We start from the raw sequence: 21,141 nt of genomic DNA, 5'->3' as shown, positions 1-21,141 counted from the left end.
CGTAGGTCCTATATATGTTTTTATAAGGCTGATGGTGTTGTTTTTATGGAATTCACAGATGTTTTAATGTTCTATTTTAAATCTTGTATGGACGACACTTGGAGGCCAAGTGAATTGAATTAGTAAAGCATAAACCGTGCTTTTTTGAAAGTGATATTTAAAGCCCTACATGATTTTTGTTCTTGTTGGTGTTTTTATATATAATTATTAAATTTAATACTGTAAACAAAAACTTATGAATTACAAATTACTAATTACTGGAGTTGTCCTTTCAGCTTTTTTTAGTTGTCAGGAAACCAAAAAGGAAGATACTCCTGCTAAAGCAGAATCCCCTATGGAAGAACCTGCAGTTGGCACGTACACGCAAACAACCGATATTCCTAAAGGAATATTAACACCAGATGTAGTAGATACATCTATTGGAACTTTAAATTTTTTCGATGGTACGCCATCAGAGGAAACCGTACAATTAGTGTATGATAACTTAGACCGTTCAAGAGGTGTCGATGCCTTTTTAAAAGGTATTCAGGGTGCATCTGTTAGAGAATTAATGGAAGGTCCAAAAACTATTGGTGCGAACGTAAAATTCAATGATATTTTAATTTTTGAAGAATTGATGGATTCTAAAGAAACGTTCCTAACAGGAAATACGTCTACTTTATATGTTATTCCATCGTTAGATTTAAAAGCAAACGGACCAATGGTTGTTGAAGCTCCTCCAGGGTTATTAGGTGGTTTTAACTCTGCTTGGTTTGAGTATATTAGTGATATCGGTGTTTTTGGACCAGACAAAGGTAAAGGTGGAAAATGGTTGGTGTTGCCTCCAGGATACGAAGGTGATATTCCTTCAGGTTACTACGTAGTGCATTCGCCAACTTATAAAGTATGGAATTTTATGCGTGTAGGTATTGCTGATGGTTTAGAGAAAGCTGTAGCTTTAGCTAAAGAAACGGTAAAAGTATATCCGTTATCTATGGCTTCTAATCCTCCCGCAATGAATTTTGTAAATGGATCTAACACACCATTCAATACCATTCACCATAACGATTATTCTTTCTATGAAGAGGTTAACAAAACCATTCAAGAAGAGCCCTTAGCCATGTTAGACCCTGAAACAAGAGGTCTATTTGCTTCTATTGGTATTGAAAAAGGAAAACCATTTGCTCCAGATGCTAGAATGAAAAAAATTCTAACGGATGCTGTTGCTATTGGGAATGCTACTGTACGTGCTATCGTGTGGTACCCAAGAACAAGCGGAAGTGTTGATAATATGAAAGGAGTTCAAATTTATCCAGATACAAATAGTTCTTGGATGATGGGATTCTTAGATAAAAATGTATTCTTTAATGGTAAAGATAAAATGACTATGAATAGTGATGCTAGAGATTTCTTCTACTATTGCTATACTGTAGTAACACCTGCTATGGCAGTTTCATTCCCTGGAAAAGGATCTGATTACGGAGTTGCTTTTGTAGATGCGGATAAAAAAGCCATGGATGGTGCTAAAACCTATAAAGTACATTTACCTGCAAATGTACCAGTTAATAACTTCTGGGCATTTACCTTGTATGACACTCAAACACGATCTCAATTACAAACAGATCAAGCAAGACCTAGTGTAGGTAGCCAAACTGAAGGATTTAAATTAAATGCTGATGGTTCTATGGATGTGTATTTTGCTCCTGAAGCGCCTAAAGGGTTTGAAAATAACTGGTTACAAACCATTCCTGGTAAAAGTTGGTTTACTGTATTAAGAATGTACGGGCCTCTTGAGCCTTGGTTAGACAAAACTTGGAGACCTAGCGAAATTGAATTGGTTAAATAACAAACCAATTTTTTAATAAATAGTTTCTGAAATTTTACTAAATGAGGAGGGCTATTCTGCGTATTGGAATATTCATACACAGATTAGTTTCTCCTCTTTTTTATTTAAAATAATTTTAACATGAATAATCAAACAAAATATTGGTGGCTTACACTTCTTAAAGGCATTGTTTTAATAGCACTTGCATTTTTTACTTTTAATCATCCTGCAGAAGCCTTAGTAGGTTTGGCATTATATATTGGTATTGCACTTATGGTAACAGGGGTTTCAATAACCTTTGCCGCAATATCTAATCGCCATTGGGACGATCAATGGGGCTGGAGACTAGCAGAAGGTATTATAGATATTTTATTAGCTTCTATATTGCTTTCTAATCCAGCAATTACAGCAACAACATTCCCTTTTATTATTGGTTTCTGGATGATCTTTTATGGCGTTATGCTGTTTGCAGGTTCATTTGGATTAAAAAAATTAGGAAATAGTAACTGGTGGATTACATTACTAGGTGGGGCACTTACTGTATTTGTCGGTTACGTTATTATGAATAACCTATTTGCAGGTGTATTTGCTATTACATTCTGGATGGGCTGTGGTATTTTATTATTCGGATTGGCTAATATTTCAATGGCTTTTCAATTAAAGAATGCTAAAAAATAATGAATGAAATAAGTAGTTCATTTCAAAAAGGCGCTGAAATTTAAGATTCATAAAAGCTTTATTTTTTTAATTAAAGTTCTATGACCAATCAAATCTAGGGAGGTGAACAATTTATAGATAAAGTTTAATAAACAAAACCATTTTTAAAACTGAAAATTATGATTAAAAAACCATTAAGTTATTTCGCAATCGCACTTATTGGGGCATTTGCTACATTGCCAAGTTATGCGCAAACTGATTATAGTAAGTTAAGTGAAGCAGAGAAAACAGAAGCTGCATCTATGCCAGACAAAGTTGAAACAGTTGCTGGTAGACTGGAATTTTTCGATGGTGTACCTGTAGGGAATACTAGCGAATTGGTATACGATTATCTTGACCGTGCTCGCGGAGTAGATGTTTTTCTTGATAATATTGGGGCTGTATCTATTTATAGTCTTCAATATGCTTTGGCAGAACAAGGTGCCGATGCACCTAATAAAATTGCCATTTGGGAGCAGTTAATGGATTCTCGTACGCCTGTAATTACGTCTAATACGTCTACTATGTACGCGTATTTCTGGACAGATTTAGCAAAAGATGGCCCAACAGTTATCCAATTGCCTCCAGGAATGCTTGGTTTTATGGACGATGCTTGGCAACGTTTTGTTGGAAATATGGGTGTTGTAGGTCCAGATAAAGGTAAAGGAGGGGACTATCTTGTGATTCCTCCTGGATATACTGGTGAAATTCCTGAAGGATATTTTATCTTAAAACCTAAAACACACAGAAACTTTATTTTCTTGAGAGGTTCAATCGCTAAAGGATTAGAGGCTGCAACAGATAATTTCAAAAAAGGATTAAGAGTATATCCTTTAAAAGATAAAGCGAATCCTGCACCTACCGAATTGGTAAACATGTCAGGTCGCTCGTTCCAGACTATTTTTCCAAGTACTTTAGAGTATTATAATATGTTAAACACGATTGTTCAAGGTGAACCAGAAGATGCTATCGATGCTGAAATTCGTGGAGAGTTAGCTGCTATTGGTATTGTAAATGGAAAGCCATTTGCTCCAGATGCAAGAATGACAAAATTACTTACAGAAGCTGCAACCTTAGGTAATGCTGCAGGTCGTGCAATTACCTATGCGCCTCGTATTGAGGGTGTAGAAATCTATCCAGGTAGTGGTATGAATTGGGATATGGGGTATGCTAACAAAAATACCTCGTTTGAAGCAGACGGTATTATGGATTTAGATGCACGTACATTTTTCTACTTCAATGCAGGTGGTGTAACGCCAGCAATGGCTGTAACACATGCAGGTGCTGGTTCTGATTATGCAATTGGTACATTAGATAATAACGATAAACCATTTGATGGTGCGAAGACTTATAAATTGCATTTACCTCCAAATGTTCCTGTAAACGATTTCTGGGCTGTAACGATTTACGACACTCAAACACGTTGTCAGTTGCAAACAAGTCAGTTATTTCCAACAAAAGGAAGTCAAACAAAAGGATTTGAAAAAAATAAAGACGGGTCTTACGATCTGTATTTTGGACCAAAAGCACCAGCTGGGAAAGAAAACAATTGGTTAGAAACTGTTCCAGGAAAAAGTTGGTTTAACATCTTACGTATGTACGGACCATTGGAGCCATGGATTAACAAAACATGGAAACCAGGTGAAGTTGAATTAGTAAAATAATAAATGAGAGATTTTTTAAAGTACTGGTATACTTTGTTACGGTTGCCAGTACTTTTTTACAAATAACTAACTTAAATTAAAATGATGATGAAAAAAACTTTTAATTATCTAACAATTGCACTTATTGGGGCTTTTGTTACATTGCCAAGTTATGCGCAATCACCTTCAGATATTGATTTGAAAGTAATTGGCATAGCTAATGAGGTAGAAACTCCTATTGGGAAATTAGAATTTTTCGATGGTGTGCCAACAGATGCAACAGTAGAAACGGTATACGATAATCTTGACCGTATGCGTGCAGTTCAAGTCTTTCTTGATAATCAGGGTTCTGGGTCGCTTAACGCTATGCGTAAAGGGAATGCTAGCATCGGAGCAACCAGTAACACAGTATCTATTACCGAAGACTTACTTAAATCGGAGTCTTTATATTTAACAGGAAATACATCTACAATGTATGCTCTAACGTATATCGATCTTAAGGAAGGTCCATTAGTTGTAGAATTGCCACCTGGAATGTTAGGTTTTATTGACGATGCTTGGTTTAGATTTATAAGCAATATGGGTGTTATAGGCCCAGATAAAGGTAAAGGTGGAAAGTATTTATGGTTACCTCCAGGTTACACCGGAGAAGTACCAGAAGGTTATTTTGTAATTAAGACTGATACGTATAATAATTTAATGTTTTTACGTGCCTCTATTAAAGATGGATTACCTAAAGCTGTTGAAAATATAAAGTCAAACCTTAAGATTTATCCGTTATCTAAGGCCGATAATCCACCAGCAACTAAGTTTGTTAACTTTTCAGGAAAAAAATATAGTACCCTGGTTCATAATGATGTTAGTTTCTATGAAGACCTTAATACATTAGTGCAAGTAGAACCTATCGATGCTATTGACTCTGAAGCTAGAGGTTTATTGGCGTCTATCGGAATAGTGAAAGGAAAGCCTTTTGCTCCTGATGCAAGGATGACGAAATTACTAAATGAAGCGGCTGTAATTGGAGCGGCTTCAGCAAGAGCAATTACTTACAAGCCACGTATAGATGGTGTGTACATTTATCCAGATACAAATAGTTCTTGGACTATGGGTTATGCAAATAAGAATACTTCTTTTGAAGCAGACGGAGCAATGAATTTAGATGCACGTGTCATCTTTTTATACAATGCAACTGGAGTTACACCAGCTATGGCAATGACACGCGCAGGGTCAGGATCTGATTATGCCATTGCATATTTAGATGCAGATAAGAAATCTTTTGATGGCTCTAAAACATACAAGTTACATTTGCCTCCAAATGTTCCTGTAAACGACTTTTGGGCCGTAACGATTTACGATACGCAAACACGCTCGTTATTACAAACAGATCAGCCATTCCCAACAGCAGGAAGTCAATCTAAGGGATTCGAAAAAAATAAAGACGGATCTTACGATCTGTATTTCGGACCAAAAGCACCAGCTGGAAAAGAAAATAACTGGTTGCAAACACTTCCAGGGAAAAGTTGGTTTAGTATTTTACGTATGTACGGACCACTAGAACCATGGATAAACAAAACATGGAGACCAAGTGAAATTGAATTAGTAAAAAAATAATAAATTTCAGCATAGTTCATGGTGTCTTAAAACGCACCATGTACACATGTTGTTGTCTGTATTATACATACGATTGAAATTAAACAAAACAAAATTTAAATTTTTTATATGATATGAAAACTTTACTTAATCTTTTTATATGCATGTTAGTCGCGAATACCGCATTAGCACAAACACCTCCTAAAATATCTCCTTTTTTATCGGGAGGTTATACGCCGGGAATTATTGGAGTTCGAGATTATGCGAACCCTGGAACGGATGGTTTATTCGTTATGGATTATAATATATATATGAAGTCTAACTCCTTTCACGATAGAAATGGAGATCGTGTAAATGCCCTTGAATACGACGGAGTAACCTATCCTATAGATGTCGATATTTCTGGTTATGTAAATAGCATGATGTTTGTATACGCATCTCCAAAAATAGATTTTTTAGGAAATGCACAATATATGTTTATCGCATCGCCTAATTACACAACTACAAGTACAGGTGTTGCATTAGGAGAGTTAACTAACAATCAGACTGTAGATGGAGGTGCATCTGGATTTGGAGATTTAACCATTGCACCAATAATGTTGTCTTGGGGATTAAAGAATTTTGATATCGCTGCGTTGTATATGTTTTATGCACCTACAGGACGGTATGAAGTAGGAGGAAGTGATAATGTAGGGCTTGGCTATTGGACACAATTGTTACAGGCTGCAGTGTATTATTATCCATTACCTCAAAAAGCGACTGCACTTATGATTATGCCTTCTTATGGATGGCATAGTACGGTTAAAGATACAAACGTACGTCCGGGATCTCGTTTTATTTTAGAGTACGGAATTAGCCAATATGTAACCGATAGACTTGAAATTACAATACAAGGAGGAAATGCATGGCAAGTTGGAGAAGATACGGGATCTGATGTGTATTGGGATCCAAGTGTAAAAGATAAAATGAGTGTTGTTGGTGGTGGTATTGGATATCAGGTTATACCTAATGTGTTCTACGGAAATTTAAAATATAGTACTACCTATAATAACGAAGAACATTTTCAAACAAATGCATTTGAACTTGAATTAATTTGGACCACTAATTTTCTGAAAAGCAAGAAAAAAACAATAGCAAAAACGACCAACTAATCCAAAATAAATGTTAATTTCGCGCGCGAATTTAAATTAATTAAAATAACTTTTTTAAATATTAGAATACAATGAAAAAATTCAACCTTTTATTAATCGCTCTACTTTTAAGTAGCGTAAGTATTTTTGCTCAGGCAGAAAAAACAGCAACTGAAGCAGCTACTGCTGCTCCAGAATCTGCTTCAGACCTAGAGAAAAAAATTCAGAACCCTATTGCGAGTATGATTAGTGTGCCTGTTCAAAATAATATCAATTTTGGAGTTGGAGAATTTAACCGTACGCAAAACACAACAAATATTCAGCCGGTAATTCCTATTTCAATAAATGATAAATTTAATTTAATTACGAGAACGATTATTCCATTAATTTCTCAGCCTGTTGGAGAACACGATAGTGAATATGGATTAGGAGATATTAGCTTAAGCTTATTTCTTACACCTAAAAAAGCGACTAAACTTATTTATGGTGGTGGTTTAGCTTTAGGGATTCCTACTGCAACTAGCGATTATACAGGTACAGATAAATGGTCTGCTGGACCTTCTGTTGTTTTATTAGTTCAACCTAAAGGATGGACCATTGGAGGTATACTTCAAAATACATGGTCGTTTGCAGGATCTGAATATGCACCTGATGTAAATTACTTTTACTCACAAATTTTTGCGGTAAAAAACTTACCAAAAAAATGGTATATCAACACAGCGCCAATCATAACTGCGAACTGGGAAGCTGAATCAGGGAATCAATGGACAGTGCCTTTAGGAGCTGGATTTGGTAAATTAGTGCGTGTAGGTAAATTACCTATTAATGCACAACTTGGTTACTATTATAATGTAGTAAGACCTGATAATGGACCAGAATCACAATTAAGAATTCAAGCAGCCTTTTTGTTCCCAAACTAAAACACGCAAGTAAATAATAACACATGCTGCTGTTAAGTCTTTTTACAATTTGAATACGTTATTTAAATCGAAATTGACGATAAGTTAAATATTCGTTCTCCTTATAATAGGAGTACATTTTTAAGCATGATTTTAAAAACAAAAACCTACGTTAATCTCGTGGGTTTTTTGTTTTTAAGATACTTACATATAGGTGTTTAATAAGTTTAGCTTTTAAAAATTGTTAATCTTTAAAGCTAGAAACTATATTATTATAATAATATGTTAATCTTTGTTAAAAAGACTTTATATTTGACCCTTAAAAGTGATTTAATCATATTCACTTTTATTAATCACTTTGACAGTAATTAGTCTTTTTATTAATATTAATAAATTTCTTTTATTTCACATGAAAAAAATACAAATAACACTATTCATGCTTGTAGCAGGAGCATTTATGGCCAATGCGCAATCAAGTCAAAATTCTTCTATAGCATCCGGTTTGGGTTTATACGTATTCCCTGCAAAAGGTCAAGATCAAGCGACCCAGAACTCAGATGAATCAGCATGTTATTCATGGGCTAAGGAGCAAACAGGTTACGATCCTATGAATCCAACACAATATACCGCTGCGCCCGTAGATAAATCACCAGATGGTTCTGCTATTAAGGGTGGTGCTTTAGGTGCTGGAGCAGGAGCTGCAATTGGAGCAATTGCTGGAGATACCGGAGAAGGTGCTGCAATTGGAGCCGTTTTAGGAGGTCTTAGAGGTAGACGTGCTAAAGTACAAGGAGAGCAAAAACAAGAACAACAAAATGCTCAAGCTGCTTCAAGTAAAAGCCAAGCTGCGGCAACTGATTATAATAATGCCTTTACCGCTTGTATGGAAGGAAAAGGATATACGGTTAAATAATATTTTTTATGAAAAAGCAATTAGCACTGTGGGTTATTATCCTGTTAACAGGATATCAAGCACAATCACAAGTATTAATTTCCTTACTTTTTGGAGACAAATTAAATTCACCTAACGTTGAGTTTGGATTAGAAGGAGGTGTGAATTTTTCAGGCTTAGAAGGTATTCCTTCTAATTATATGTCAAATTTTGATCTTGGTTTTTATTTTGATATCAATATAAATAAAGAACCTATTTGGAAATTTTATACTGGTGTTATTGTGAAATCAACAATGGGTTCAAAAGATATCGCAGTGTATTCATTAGATAATACTGAATTAGATGAGTTGTTTGAAGGCGGATCTGTACAAAGAAAAATAAATTATTTTAATGTGCCTTTAGTTATAAAACGACAAATACATGGTGGGTTTTATGGTGGTTTAGGAGTTATGTTAGGACTACGTTCTAAGGCCTATGATTACTTTTTACAAGACATAGAAGCGAAAGACGATTTAACCTATAAATTAAGTATTAAAGATAATATTGCACATTTAGATGCAGGTTTATTAGCGGGTTTAAGCTATGATTTAGGGAATAAGCCTAAAGGATTGAGCTTGCATATAAAATATTACTACGGTCTAGTTAATATTAATAATAATAACGCCGAACCTAAGCAATATAATCGCTCTGTTTATTTAGGACTTGGTATTCCAATTGGTGGTGTTTCTAAAAAGGGAGACAAGAAGCCTGAAGAGAAAAAAGAATCTAAAAAGGAGAAGAAAGAATCTAAAAAGGATGATAAGTAAGCTTGTTTTTTGACTTGAAAATGAAAACAAAAGGAACACCAATGAGTACTTGTTTTAAGAAGATATCACAATTTTTATTTATACTATTGGTTTTTGGGTTTTTTGGAATTCAAAATACATATGCGCAATACCCGAACACTAAAGTCCGAGATATTAACCAAGCCTATGTAGATAGTCTAAAACAGATAGATTACGATCATACCTTTCCAATATGGGGAGAAAAAGCGTATAAGATGGGCGTAGATATTCCATATCCAGTTGGGGCAATGGTTAATTACATCTGGATGGAACAAGGTTTGTTAATTAATAATTTACAATTAGGATTACAAACAGACAATATAGATTTACCGTTAACAGATGCTAGCTTTATAACTACTGCAGATAATGTTAATACAACGTATACTATAAATTTTAGACCAGACCTTTGGGTGTTTCCATTTTTAAATGTTTACGGGATCATTGGATATTCAAATGTTAAAACGGAAGTGAATCTTACCTATCCTATAAAATTTACTTCTGTTGTAGATCAAAGTGCGAGCACTGCAGGTGTTGGAGTATTAACCGCATTTGGAATTGGAACATTTTATTTAGCAACAGATTTTAATTTTACATGGACCAAGCCAGAACTTGTAGATAAAGCAGTTCCTGTTAGTGTATTTGGTGCACGTTTTGGAAAGTCGTTTGTGTTTAAAAATAAGCCTACAAGAAATTTAAGTTTTTGGGCAGGAGCAATGTATATAAACACCTCTGGAGGTTCTACAGGAAGTATTACGTTTGATGAATTGTTGCCAAATTCAGACGATAAACGAAATGAAATTGTAACTAATTATAACGATTGGTATGCTAATGAAGCAACTCCAGCCGAGAAAAAAGCTGCAGATAAAATTTTAACTCCAATTGTAGATCATATTGAAAATGCAAGTGGTGATGGAACGATTTTATATAGTTTAAATAAAGGTTTAGCCGAAAGTTGGAGTGGTGTTGTAGGTATGCAATTTCAATATAACAAACACCTGATGTTAAGAACTGAAACCAGTATTTTAGCAGATAGAAGATCTTTTCTCTTATCATTTAATTATCGTTTCTTACTTTAAAAACGCATAAAATAATTATAATAATACTCTTATTTTTTGTTTACTAATTATAGATAAAATTTAAATGTAGTATGATATAAAAGATTAAAGATTACTAAAGGTAATAACTTATAAGTGTCGCATACTATAGCAGACTTATAAGTTGTTACCTTTATTTAGTAACTAATAATATATGATAAAATCCTCGGAAGCACATGTATAAGTGTTATCAATTAAAAAGAGTTTAATACATATATAAAGTATTGCTTAAGGGAAATTATACATCTGGTTTAGGTGTGTTTATTACCTTAGAAATTAAGAATAACGTTCAAAATAAATCAACCATTTGATGAAAAAATTACTAAAACTAAGCTTTCTATTAAGCTGTATTTTATTATCCAATGTAGCGCAAGCTCAGGAGGATGCCAAAGAAAAACCAAAAGTAGCGTTAGTGCTAAGTGGAGGTGGAGCTTTAGGAATTGCACATATTCCGCTTTTACAAAAGTTGGATTCGTTAGGGATTGTTCCCGATTTAGTTGTGGGTACAAGTATGGGGACAATTGTAGGTGCTTTATATTCGATAGGTTATTCTGGAAATCAAATTGCAGAAATTGCCGAAACAGCAGATTGGGTTACTCTATTTGGAGGAAAAGTATCTGTTAATGATGTAAGTAACGAGGAAAAAAGTGAATTCGAGCGCTTTTCTGTAGGCTTCGAAGTGATTGATAAAAAACCTAAACCTGTATTGGCAATTTTAAACGATCAAAATTTAAGAGAGTTTTTTCAAACCATCACATATCCTGTATATAACGTTAATAGCTTCGATGATTATGCGATTCCGTTTAGAGCAATGGCAACAGATATTGTATTTGGTAAACAAGTGATTTTAGACGAAGGTTCTCTTGCAATAGCTATGCGTTCTAGTATGTCTATTCCTGGTGTTTTTGCTCCTGTAGAATATAAAAATACTTTACTAGTAGATGGAGGAGTCTTAAATAATTTTGCTGTAGATGTCGCAATAGATTGGGGAGCAGATTTTATTATAGGAAGTGAAGTGTCTGGTGGTTTACAAACTAAGGAACAACTAAACAGTCTTCCAAATTTAATGTTTCAAACAGGGATGCTTTCAAGTAGTTTGCTAGATGCAGCTCATGAAAAAGAGTGCGATATTTTAGTAAATCACGTGCCAAACCTTACTTTCTCTGCAGGTGATTTTGATAAAAGCACCTTGATTTACGATGAAGGTAAAATAGCAACTGAGGCTAGTGTGGGACAACTTGTCGATCTTGCAAAAATGCTTAAGCCTTATAAGCAAAGAGCACATGCATTACCTGAAGTGCCAAAAAGTGTTATTTTTGATACTATTGTTTATAAAGGTATAAGTAAAGAGAACTTACGCTTAGTAGAGGCTAGATCTGGTTTAAAAGTAAAAGAAGACTATACCATTGTTGAAGGTGAAAATCACGTTAATAAAATTTTGGGGACTAATTTATTTAAATCTATTTCTGCAACTCAAATTCTTGATGGTGATGATACAACTTTAGAAATTTCAGCCATCGAAAAATCCCACAATCAAGTGAAGTTGGCTGCTCATTTTGATAACACTAGAGGTGTAGGGATCTTACTTAATTATACGGGACGAAATATATTAGGAGCTTCATCTCGTTTTTTAGTGACTCTAGATGTTGCACAAGAACCAAAGTTTAAAGTCCAATATCAAAAAATATTTGGGAATAATAAAGACTGGTGGTTTAGATCGGAAGTCTTTGGAGAAAACTTAAATCAAGATGTTATTATAAAGGGAAATTCTATAGACGAAATGAAGTTTAGATATCTTCAGTTCGATAACCAAATTAATCGCAACATAAATACGCTTAAAAGTTATGCAGGTATTGGTTTAGAATACGAGCACACGTCTCTTAAACCAGATGCAGATCCGGCAGTAGTAAACAATGTTTTGAATTTAGTAGATTATAAATTTAATACTATCGAAATTTATGGACAGTTTGTTTACAATTCATTAAATGAAGTGTTTTTTCCTAGTGAAGGAGCCAATTTAGAAGTAAAACTTGGTAGAGCATTAACTAACGATATGGAAGTTAACTACTATGATACGTCATTAGATACTGATGAATCTGGGCATATAACAGATTTTACTCAATTTAGATTAAACTATCAATATATAAAAAGTTTAAATAAAAAAATGAGTTTAATATTAGGAGCCAAAATAGGATTTACCTTTTTAGATAAATCGAGCGGAGACGATTTGTCTTTTCAAGAATATGGCTATGGTGCTAACTATTATTTGGGAGGTGATTTTAAGCGTCCGCGTGATAACGATTTTGTGTTTTCTGGTTTATTAGAAAACGAATTACCCGCAAGTCAATTTATGGGTGTTAATATTGCTTTTCAATATGAATTTATTAATAATTTATACCTAACACCTCATTTCAATGTTGGTTCTGTAGGGTTCGGTGATTTTAATGATTATGCAGAAGATGCTTTTTCTCCTAGTGGAGAATGGGATGATAATTTAGATCCGAGTAGCTTAGTTTCAGCAGGAGGTAAACTATCTTATAATTCTATTATAGGCCCTATAGATTTAGACTTTACATGGGTAAATAGTACTGATAAATTTCGTGTGTTTTTTGCAATAGGAATTCCTATAGGTCGTTAATCTAACTAATACCATTTTAGCTTAAAATTAAAATAGAAGTCTTTTTAGATATTCTATATGTTGCATAACGTATTAAAACAAAAAACCGGAAACTTTTAAAGTCTTCCGGTTTTTTTAATTTTCCCAACCACGTAAATTAATATGAGTATTGGTGTATTTTAAATCGTATTGTTCTTTTACTATTTCAATCTCACCTAGTCTCTACGTTTTTTCGATTCATGGCTCTAATAATGCGTGCATTTTTAATATAATAAATCAGTTTTCCCCGTTAACGTTTGCAAACTGTTACTCGCTTTGCAATTTGGTGCTAACCTATTTTTGATTGATCCGTGTAGGAACATCAAGTTGTTGTAGATTTTATTATTAGGTAACCATCAGGAACATGCCCAGTATAACCTGGTTGTAACCATAAGTATTTACCGCCTTTCACTTTGTCTGAACCAAGCATCGTCAACAAATCCAAGCATTCCAAGAAGTAGATCAACCACGAACGGATCTTCAGCTTTGAAGTCGATGTATTCCCTGTGAAATAAAGAGATTTTGGTTTAAGTAACTGGTCAGTAATAGAAATTTTGGTAGAACTATAAATACCTATTATAAAGCAATGTGATGTTAGTTAATATTTTTATGTTTGATTAAAAGTGTAACTTGAATATTTAAAATTGATAACTCTCTACACGAGCTTGTGTTAAAAAAAATAGTTCTAGTATATATTAGATCGGTACTGACTTAAAAGATTAATTCTTAAATAAAAAAAGTACGAATTAACTCTTTCGAGCGAATCCGTACTTTAGATAAATATTTAATAAATAGTCTTATTCTTTAACCATCTTAATTCCTGGAGTTTTCCAACTTCCATCTATCATAGTTTCCTTAGGCCAATAAACTCTAAGAGTCACACTAAATGTTCCAGCAGCTGCAGGTAACCAGTTAGACTCTTTTGCTTTTCCTGGAGACTCTTTCTGGATGTAAACATCTAGAGATCCGTCGTCATTATATTTTAGTGGCATCCAACCAGCGATGTTGTAACGATTAATCGGATTTTCAACAAAGAAAGATTCTGCATTATACATAGTTAACGACCAGAAACTATTTGTAGGAGGAGTTTCTCCTTTGTCAAAATGAAGCACATAGTTATTCTCTCCATTCAGCTTGTTTCCATCTGCGTCTTCAAAAGCATTCGGATAAATAGCATCAGCAGTAATGTTAGCACCTAGGCCAATCATTGCAACTACAGCGCGTAAACCATAATCTGTACCAGCATCTGCAACTTTCGCAGGTGGAACTTCCCAACCATCAACAGGTGCAGCAAGAGGTGCTGTTTTTAGTTTACCTAAGGCCATAGGAACAACGTTCTCTAGCGCTTTGGCAACAGCTGGATCTAGTTTAGAAAGGTCGAATTTCTCACCAGGAACAACACCAATCATAGCAAGTTTTTCTAATACTGGTGCATCTTCAGCATAAGCAGGATTTTTCACCATAAGTTCTGTAAGTGCATTAAAGAACTCAGTAGTACTCATCGCTTCCAATTGCTTAATTGGAGGATCCATATTTATATTAGGATTAACAACGCCAGCAGGAGCAGTATAATCTGTTCCCCAAGCACTAAGTGGAGTGATTTTGTAACCATCCTGAATTTTGTGAACTGCAGGGTAGTCTTTTGGTCCGTTAGCCTGAGTTCTACCAAGTGTCCAAACCATACTAGTCGGAGATTTGTAAACAGTCATACCTTCTGGTGTATCACCTTTCCAACCTGGACCGGTAATAACAAAATTTCCAGCTTTAATTCCTGTGCGTTTACCAGGAGAGGCAAATACATTTGTCCATGCATCTACTAGAGGCATTAAGTAGTATCTGTCTCCAGTATCTGGAATTGTAACAACTACAGGTCCATCAGATAAGTCAAGCCATCCCCATGAATATAGTGTGTCTACATTCATTCTTACTACGCTATGATCTGTTGCAGGCGGATAAGCAGCCATATTTCCAAATTGATTGATTGGTGCATGTGCGTCTGGTTCTGGGCCAGCGACATTTGTGGAAACGTTTTTAGTCAGATCCATAATAACTAGAGGCATCCCGTAAACGACACCTTCGACACCGATTTTAGTTGCTTCTTCAGCGGTAAGCACAGATACTTCCGATTTGGTTTCTTCTGTCTTCTTATCGGCTTGTTTACAACCTAGCATCAGTGTTAGTCCACTGAAAAGGGTTATCGCAATAATTTTTAATGATTTATTTTTCATGAGTTTATTTTTCTAATATTCTAGTATAGAATTTAGTATTCTAATGCAAGGTAATAATTTATTAAAATAAAACAATTCAGAAGTTAAATTTCTTATCTGTGAATTATTTAATTTATATATATAATAAATTTAGCTCGTATATCGTTGTTTTTTAGATGAGTATTAAATCTGTAATACAAAAAAAGTACGGATTAACTTGGAAGAGTTAATCCGTACTTTAAATAAATCTGTAATACAAAAACAGGGTTTGCTTTACGGCATCATGTCTTTTACATATTATATTACTTAACTGGTACTACTTTTGGCATGTTATAAGAACCGTTTACAAGTGGTGCATAAGGACCATAGTATCTTGCAGTAAAACGGAAACCTTCTTTTGGTGCAGGTAACCAATTCTTAGCTTTTTCTGGATCTGTTGGCTTATCTTTTTGTATATAAATAACAAGTTTTCCATCTTTAGCTACTAAATCACCAGCGGCTAACATAAAACTGTTAATGGTATATCTGTTAATCTCATTAGCAACAAAATAACCATTAGCATCATAAATTGGAATTGACCAAAATTGAGTTACTGGAGGTAAGTCCTTCATATCAAAAGTCATCGTATATTTATTTTCACCACTAAAAGGTTTTCCTGTTGAATCTGTAAATAAAAATGCTCCAGCATGAGAGACATTTTTGTCTGGTGCACCCCAAGCAGCATCTGCAATAATGGCACGATCCATCCAATGGGTTTCAAATCCACCATCGTTACGCACTACACCCCAACCATTCATATTAATCATGTTAGTTTTTAATGTTTTACGAACATCAGCAAATCCAGCTTTAAAACCGGTCGTTAATGCATTTTGCTGTGCTGTTGTAAGTTTGCTCCAATCAAAAGTTAAGCCTTTACCAATATTGAATTGTTCAAGTTCTTTAAGCATTTTTGCCTCCATCATAGAATCTTCGATAGTAGGCATAGTTACATCATTTAAAATAACACTAAGCAATGTAAAATATTGCTCAGGTGTCTGTTTGTCAACTTGTCCAAATTGATATTCAGGTAAACCAGCTGGGATAAAAAAGTCTCCTTTTACAATTTTTCTGTCAGCTTCAGGAATTCCTTTGTTACCATTAGCCAACCAATCTGCCAACGGCGTCATTGTTAGTTCGTCTTGGTAACCGTTGATTTCTTTAATCTCGGCTGCAGATCCTGTTTCAACTGCCATACGCGCAATTGCAGAAGCAGTTAAAGATGGCCATTGAAAAATATCTGTCGTTGCAAAATCTGCAGGTATATCTTTAGTATAACCTGGTGGCACTAAAATATATTTACGTGCAGCTGTACCGTTGAAAGGCGAACCAACAATTATGCGGAAAATTCCATATTGATCCATGATTTGAACACTGAAATAACGATCAGTAATCTCTGGCACCTCAACAACAACTGGTCCTTCTCTTAAATCGACAAAACCCAAACCGTAAAGTGTGGTTGCGTTTGGTGTAACTACCGGATAATCAGGTGTAATTTGCTTACGTACCCAAGCAAAACGGTTAAGACCTGTATAGACCTGATTGCCTTTTACATCATTTTGGGTATACGTCCAACGTTGTCCATAATAGATGGCCTGCTGTAGTCCATAAGTGTAGGCTTGTTCTGCAACGGCTTCTGGTGTTAGCTTAGTTTGTGAAGACTTCTCCTGAGAGAAAGCATCTGGCGTAGCCACTACAAGTAAGGTAACTGCGGCCATCGCAAGGTTTTTAAATGTTTTTTTCATGTTAATTCGTGTTTATTAAATAGTTAGAATTATTTTTTATTTCACTATTTCAATATTACCTGGTATCCATGTTTTATCGATCCATGGTTCAAGTGGGCCGTACATACGTAAAATACTAAACCAACTTTTACCTGGTACAGTTTCTAACCAGTTGCTTTCATGTCCTTTTGGTGCTTTTGGAGCAAAATATAAGTCGTAAGATCCATCTTCATTTTTTACAAAACCATCGGTTTGGCTACCTACAGTTGGAAATAATTGATTGGTTTGCAACATACAACGTGTTTGGGTGTCGTAAATTGTTACAGCCCAAAAATCGTTTACTGGTACGTTTGGAGGTAAATGTAATTTGTAGGTTTTAGAACCATCAAAAGGCTTAGAATCACTATCTAACATACCTAAAGCATAATCAGAACCAGCTCCTGCATGTGTTACCGCCATTGCTGGGGTTACACCACCTGCATTAAAGTAGAAAAATACTCTAGCATCTAAATCCATAATACCGTCTGCTTCAAACGAGGTGTTTTTACTAGCATAAGCCATATCCCAGTTGTGTTTTGTTCCTGGATAGATCTCTACACCAGGAATACGAGGTGCATATGTAATGGCACGACCAGCCGCATTACCTAGAGTTGCCGCTTCTGTAAGAAGTTTAGTCATTCGCGCATCTGGAGCAAATGGCTTTCCATTTACAATTCCAATAGCCGCTAACTCACCACGAACTTCAGCATCAATAGCATCATCTGGCTCTCCTTGAACAATAGCGTTCAACATTTCGAAATATTCTATTGTATTCGGGAAAATGGTTTGGAAAGAACGCCCCGACATGTTTACTAATTCTGTTGGTGCTGGGTTCGCTTTGTCCTTTAACGGATAAATTTTTAGTCCTTGTTTGAAATTATCTGTGGCAGCTTCTAATCCTTTAGCGATAGAACCTCTCAAGAAAATAAAGTTTCTATTGGTTTTTGGTTTTAAAATAAAATAACCTTCAGGGATCTCACCAGTATATCCTGGAGGGATTACAAGATATTTTCCTCCTTTACCTTTATCCGGACCTACGACACCCATATTGCCCACATAACGTTGCCAAGCATCGTCCATGAAACCAAGCATTCCTGGTGGAATCTGAATTACCGTTGGACCATCTTTTGCTAAGTCAGTCCAAAAATAGGCATACATAGTAGATGTGTTAGCGGTAATAACAGGGGTGCGCGAATCCATTAACTGCTCCCAAATGGCAACTTTATTAGGTGCATCTGCACCTTGTGCAGCAACAGCAACCTGAAGACTATAAATAGATAGCGGCCCAATATTATCAAGAAAAACGTCTACACCTCTAGCACGGTCTAGATAATCGTATACTAATTCGCTTGTATTACCTGTTGGCACACCATCAAAAAATGTAAGTTCTCCTGCTGCAGTTTGTACCTTATCTGGTATGGAAGCCGCTTTTGTTTTCTTTTCTTCTGAAGTCAGACCTTCGTCAGATGTGCTTGCTTCTTGTGTTACAACAGGTTTAGTCTCTGCTGTTTTTTTATCAGCTTGCTCACAACTAGTTAGTAATGCAAAGGCACTAAAAGCTGTCAAAGCAGTGATTTGTAATGATTTTTTTTTCATATGAAGTTAGTTTTAAGTAATAATGACTTATGTTAGTGTGTAGTATTTTTAGTGCAATTTACACTTTTATAAATCACATTGCAAGGGTATAAAAAGACACTGTGAATTTAATTGAATACAAATATAATCTCAAAAAAAAAGATCCATCTTATAATGCATAGGATGGATCTTTTATATCTTTAAAAGGTATTCTGAAAGTACAAAAGAGACCTATTTTAATGGTTTTATAGGATAGTCTGCAAACATTTTTGAAATCTTTTTAGGAATAGATTTCTCTCTCTTTTTAGGGTTTTCTTTTACTACAGATGTAATAACACCTTGCCATAATAATTTTTTACTAGTAGCATCATACATATCAACAACAAAAGTACCTTGTTGATAATCGTCTTGAGAGTAGGTTGTGGTCGCTGTTCCGCCCATACCCATGCCACCCATGGCCATACCGCGATATCCCCAGCCCCAGCCTCCGCCGTAACCTAAGCCACCGTTAAAACTGGTGTAAGCTGTTGTGCTCGATTTGTTGTCTATAACAATGTAAAGTGTTATAGCTGCATCACCACCAGTTGCTACTAAAGTAATCCCTCTAGAAGAGAACTCAGACTCGATAGCAGTTGTGATTCTTTCTTTGTCAAAGGAATTTATAGCTTTGTCGCTATCCTTTTCCCAGCCTTCAATTGAATATGTTTTGTATTTCGAAAAATCAACAGATTTGTCGAAATCACTTTTTACTTGTGCGATTGTCGCAGTTGTTACAAATAATGTCATTAACAATATTTGTAAATTTTTTAAGTTCGATTTCACTTTAATTATTTTTTAGGTTTTACAATATTATCAGTTTTTTAGTTAAAAAATAACTGATATTCTCTTTAAATATAAACTAAATTTTAAAAAAACTAATCAGATTTTATATTAAATCCAGATTAATAAGTCCGGATTTAATATAAAAGAATGTTTTATTAGTTACTCCAAACCACTCCGATAGCCAATCCTAAATGAGAAAAGCCTTCTAAATCTCCTGATTTTGAAGCATAATTATATCTAAATGCACCACGAAGACCAAAACCATAGTTTATTTCGTATTCGAATCCTATTTCTGGGCGCATACTAAATTGCCATGCATTTTGTTCGATAGTATAAAGTCCAAGATCTTGTTCCTGATTATTGTACATAGTACCAATTCCAAGAGCAACAAATGGTGTGAATTTACCAGTTTCATTTAAAAAGTAAGAACCTGTTAAATAAAGAGGAATACTATTAATATAATTATAACGATTAGCCGTTATAGTTTCTGTGCCTTCAGTTGTTGTAACTTTTCCTAATTCGTCGTAGAACGTTTGCATTTCTATACTCGCACCAAAACCCCATTGTTTATCAATCATATGGGTGTAATCGAATCCAATACCTCTCCAACTTGTCGATTCTGTAAAATCTGCTGTGGCTCCGGTTGGAAATCCGATTATATAATTAAGATTATACTTGTTGTCTTGTGCTATTGCTGAAATTGTTAGTGTTAACATACTAACAATCATTATAAATTTAAGTTTCATAAATACAATTTTAGTTGTTAAATGGAGGTTGAGAGAACGCTTGGTTTATGTTAGTTGTAATTCTACTGATAATATTTTGTTCGCTACCTTGAATCAATCCATTTAAAGCACCTAACCATATAACAGGAACTTCGTTATCACTATTTGTATCTTCTGGATACGTCATTTGTACTAGAATAGATCCTGAAGTGTAACCGCTAACGTAGCCTGGGTAGTAGCCTGGATATCCCCAGCCCCAACCTGGATACCATGGGTAGTACCAATTCCACCAACCTGGGTTGTAAGATAAAAATGTCTGATCGAAAGCAGCCGCTACAATAACAACTTCAGCTTCATCTGTAGTCACTTCTGTCCAACCTAAAGCATTTAAATTAGTTCTAACCGTTCCTAAAATGGCATTGCTATATTCTTGATCGATATACTCTGGACTATTTTCTTCCGAGTCATCTAGATCAACGACATTGTCTGGTAAAGAATAAGTGTATGTTGCTTCAAAATTATATTCAGGTGAATACGTAGTATATACTGCATCAAAATCATCTACAGATTCACCGCCTCTATCAGGGTAACACCCTAAAGCAAGTAAACAGATGGATGATAAAAATAGCAACTTCCGCATTGGAAATAATGTTGCACTTAATAATTGTTTCATTGTTAATTTATTATTTAATGGTTAAAAATTGATTTAAAAATCGGAGTAAAAAGCTCAAATTTTCGGCAAATATAAATTAAAAATTAATACATAGAAGGCTGTCAATTTACTT

The 21,141-nt window shown here is 34.8% G+C and carries 16 protein-coding genes; 10 read left to right on the top strand and 6 right to left on the bottom strand.

Annotation, left to right across the window (positions count from 1 at the left end; translation table 11 throughout):
- The first annotated feature begins 235 nt into the window (after positions 1 to 235).
- From R6X41_RS08915 to R6X41_RS08870, 10 genes are all read left to right on the top strand, one after another.
- Complete coding sequence (locus R6X41_RS08915) at positions 236 to 1,825, top strand: DUF1254 domain-containing protein (RefSeq protein ID WP_318499416.1); 1,590 nt, start codon at positions 236 to 238, stop codon at positions 1,823 to 1,825.
- Positions 1,826 to 1,945: 120 nt separating this feature from the next.
- Positions 1,946 to 2,482 (top strand): HdeD family acid-resistance protein, encoded by a 537-nt coding sequence (locus tag R6X41_RS08910; RefSeq protein WP_318499414.1) that lies wholly within the window; start codon positions 1,946 to 1,948, stop codon positions 2,480 to 2,482.
- 158 nt (positions 2,483 to 2,640) lie between these two features.
- Complete coding sequence (locus tag R6X41_RS08905) at positions 2,641 to 4,164, top strand: DUF1254 domain-containing protein (protein WP_318499412.1); 1,524 nt, start codon at positions 2,641 to 2,643, stop codon at positions 4,162 to 4,164.
- 87 nt (positions 4,165 to 4,251) lie between these two features.
- The gene (locus tag R6X41_RS08900) at positions 4,252 to 5,754 is read left to right on the top strand and encodes a DUF1254 domain-containing protein (RefSeq protein ID WP_318499410.1); all 1,503 of its coding nucleotides are present in this window, start codon (positions 4,252 to 4,254) and stop codon (positions 5,752 to 5,754) included.
- A gap of 113 nt (positions 5,755 to 5,867) precedes the next feature.
- On the top strand, positions 5,868 to 6,884 hold the full coding sequence (locus R6X41_RS08895) for a SphA family protein (protein ID WP_318499408.1): 1,017 nt from the start codon (positions 5,868 to 5,870) through the stop codon (positions 6,882 to 6,884).
- Positions 6,885 to 6,955: 71 nt separating this feature from the next.
- The gene (locus R6X41_RS08890; protein WP_318499406.1) at positions 6,956 to 7,783 is read left to right on the top strand and encodes a neuromedin U; all 828 of its coding nucleotides are present in this window, start codon (positions 6,956 to 6,958) and stop codon (positions 7,781 to 7,783) included.
- A 388-nt stretch (positions 7,784 to 8,171) separates the two neighbouring features.
- Positions 8,172 to 8,675: a YMGG-like glycine zipper-containing protein gene (locus R6X41_RS08885; protein WP_318499404.1), complete on the top strand. Its 504-nt coding sequence runs from the start codon at positions 8,172 to 8,174 to the stop codon at positions 8,673 to 8,675.
- Positions 8,676 to 8,683: 8 nt separating this feature from the next.
- Complete coding sequence (locus R6X41_RS08880; RefSeq protein WP_318499402.1) at positions 8,684 to 9,460, top strand: outer membrane beta-barrel protein; 777 nt, start codon at positions 8,684 to 8,686, stop codon at positions 9,458 to 9,460.
- Positions 9,461 to 9,480: 20 nt separating this feature from the next.
- Positions 9,481 to 10,554 (top strand): hypothetical protein, encoded by a 1,074-nt coding sequence (locus R6X41_RS08875; RefSeq protein ID WP_318499400.1) that lies wholly within the window; start codon positions 9,481 to 9,483, stop codon positions 10,552 to 10,554.
- A 328-nt stretch (positions 10,555 to 10,882) separates the two neighbouring features.
- Complete coding sequence (locus tag R6X41_RS08870) at positions 10,883 to 13,210, top strand: patatin-like phospholipase family protein (protein ID WP_318499398.1); 2,328 nt, start codon at positions 10,883 to 10,885, stop codon at positions 13,208 to 13,210.
- An 815-nt stretch (positions 13,211 to 14,025) separates the two neighbouring features.
- Here R6X41_RS08870 and R6X41_RS08865 read toward each other — a convergent pair.
- From R6X41_RS08865 to R6X41_RS08840, 6 genes are all read right to left on the bottom strand, one after another.
- A complete protein-coding gene (locus R6X41_RS08865) occupies positions 14,026 to 15,456 on the bottom strand; it encodes a DUF1254 domain-containing protein (RefSeq protein ID WP_318499396.1) in 1,431 nt (476 codons plus the stop codon).
- Positions 15,457 to 15,737: 281 nt separating this feature from the next.
- A complete protein-coding gene (locus R6X41_RS08860) occupies positions 15,738 to 17,216 on the bottom strand; it encodes a DUF1254 domain-containing protein (protein ID WP_318499394.1) in 1,479 nt (492 codons plus the stop codon).
- A gap of 36 nt (positions 17,217 to 17,252) precedes the next feature.
- Positions 17,253 to 18,830, bottom strand: coding sequence for a DUF1254 domain-containing protein (locus R6X41_RS08855; protein WP_318499392.1), 1,578 nt, complete (start codon positions 18,828 to 18,830; stop codon positions 17,253 to 17,255).
- Between the two features lie 210 nt (positions 18,831 to 19,040).
- Positions 19,041 to 19,595, bottom strand: coding sequence for a DUF4136 domain-containing protein (locus tag R6X41_RS08850; RefSeq protein ID WP_318499390.1), 555 nt, complete (start codon positions 19,593 to 19,595; stop codon positions 19,041 to 19,043).
- 191 nt (positions 19,596 to 19,786) lie between these two features.
- Complete coding sequence (locus R6X41_RS08845) at positions 19,787 to 20,377, bottom strand: outer membrane beta-barrel protein (protein WP_318499389.1); 591 nt, start codon at positions 20,375 to 20,377, stop codon at positions 19,787 to 19,789.
- A 10-nt stretch (positions 20,378 to 20,387) separates the two neighbouring features.
- Positions 20,388 to 21,029, bottom strand: coding sequence for a DUF4136 domain-containing protein (locus R6X41_RS08840; protein ID WP_318499387.1), 642 nt, complete (start codon positions 21,027 to 21,029; stop codon positions 20,388 to 20,390).
- Between the last annotated feature and the right edge of the window lie 112 nt (positions 21,030 to 21,141).

Origin of the sequence: Formosa sejongensis (assembly GCF_033447105.1) — a bacterium.
GTDB lineage: Bacteria > Bacteroidota > Bacteroidia > Flavobacteriales > Flavobacteriaceae > Formosa.
This window is presented reverse-complemented; position numbering and strand designations above follow the sequence as displayed.

Bases quoted from the DNA above. Each gene is read 5' to 3' on its own strand.
- R6X41_RS08865 (WP_318499396.1), bottom strand. From the start codon at position 15,456: ATGAAAAATAAATCATTAAAAATTATTGCGATAACCCTTTTCAGTGGA.
- R6X41_RS08850 (WP_318499390.1), bottom strand. From the start codon at position 19,595: ATGACATTATTTGTAACAACTGCGACAATCGCACAAGTAAAAAGTGAT.
- R6X41_RS08880 (WP_318499402.1), top strand. From the start codon at position 8,684: ATGAAAAAGCAATTAGCACTGTGGGTTATTATCCTGTTAACAGGATAT.
- R6X41_RS08900 (WP_318499410.1), top strand. From the start codon at position 4,252: ATGAAAAAAACTTTTAATTATCTAACAATTGCACTTATTGGGGCTTTT.
- R6X41_RS08875 (WP_318499400.1), top strand. From the start codon at position 9,481: ATGAAAACAAAAGGAACACCAATGAGTACTTGTTTTAAGAAGATATCA.
- R6X41_RS08915 (WP_318499416.1), top strand. From the start codon at position 236: ATGAATTACAAATTACTAATTACTGGAGTTGTCCTTTCAGCTTTTTTT.
- R6X41_RS08845 (WP_318499389.1), bottom strand. From the start codon at position 20,377: ATGAAACTTAAATTTATAATGATTGTTAGTATGTTAACACTAACAATT.
- R6X41_RS08860 (WP_318499394.1), bottom strand. From the start codon at position 17,216: ATGAAAAAAACATTTAAAAACCTTGCGATGGCCGCAGTTACCTTACTT.
- R6X41_RS08910 (WP_318499414.1), top strand. From the start codon at position 1,946: ATGAATAATCAAACAAAATATTGGTGGCTTACACTTCTTAAAGGCATT.
- R6X41_RS08895 (WP_318499408.1), top strand. From the start codon at position 5,868: ATGAAAACTTTACTTAATCTTTTTATATGCATGTTAGTCGCGAATACC.
- R6X41_RS08870 (WP_318499398.1), top strand. From the start codon at position 10,883: ATGAAAAAATTACTAAAACTAAGCTTTCTATTAAGCTGTATTTTATTA.
- R6X41_RS08840 (WP_318499387.1), bottom strand. From the start codon at position 21,029: ATGAAACAATTATTAAGTGCAACATTATTTCCAATGCGGAAGTTGCTA.
- R6X41_RS08855 (WP_318499392.1), bottom strand. From the start codon at position 18,830: ATGAAAAAAAAATCATTACAAATCACTGCTTTGACAGCTTTTAGTGCC.
- R6X41_RS08905 (WP_318499412.1), top strand. From the start codon at position 2,641: ATGATTAAAAAACCATTAAGTTATTTCGCAATCGCACTTATTGGGGCA.
- R6X41_RS08890 (WP_318499406.1), top strand. From the start codon at position 6,956: ATGAAAAAATTCAACCTTTTATTAATCGCTCTACTTTTAAGTAGCGTA.
- R6X41_RS08885 (WP_318499404.1), top strand. From the start codon at position 8,172: ATGAAAAAAATACAAATAACACTATTCATGCTTGTAGCAGGAGCATTT.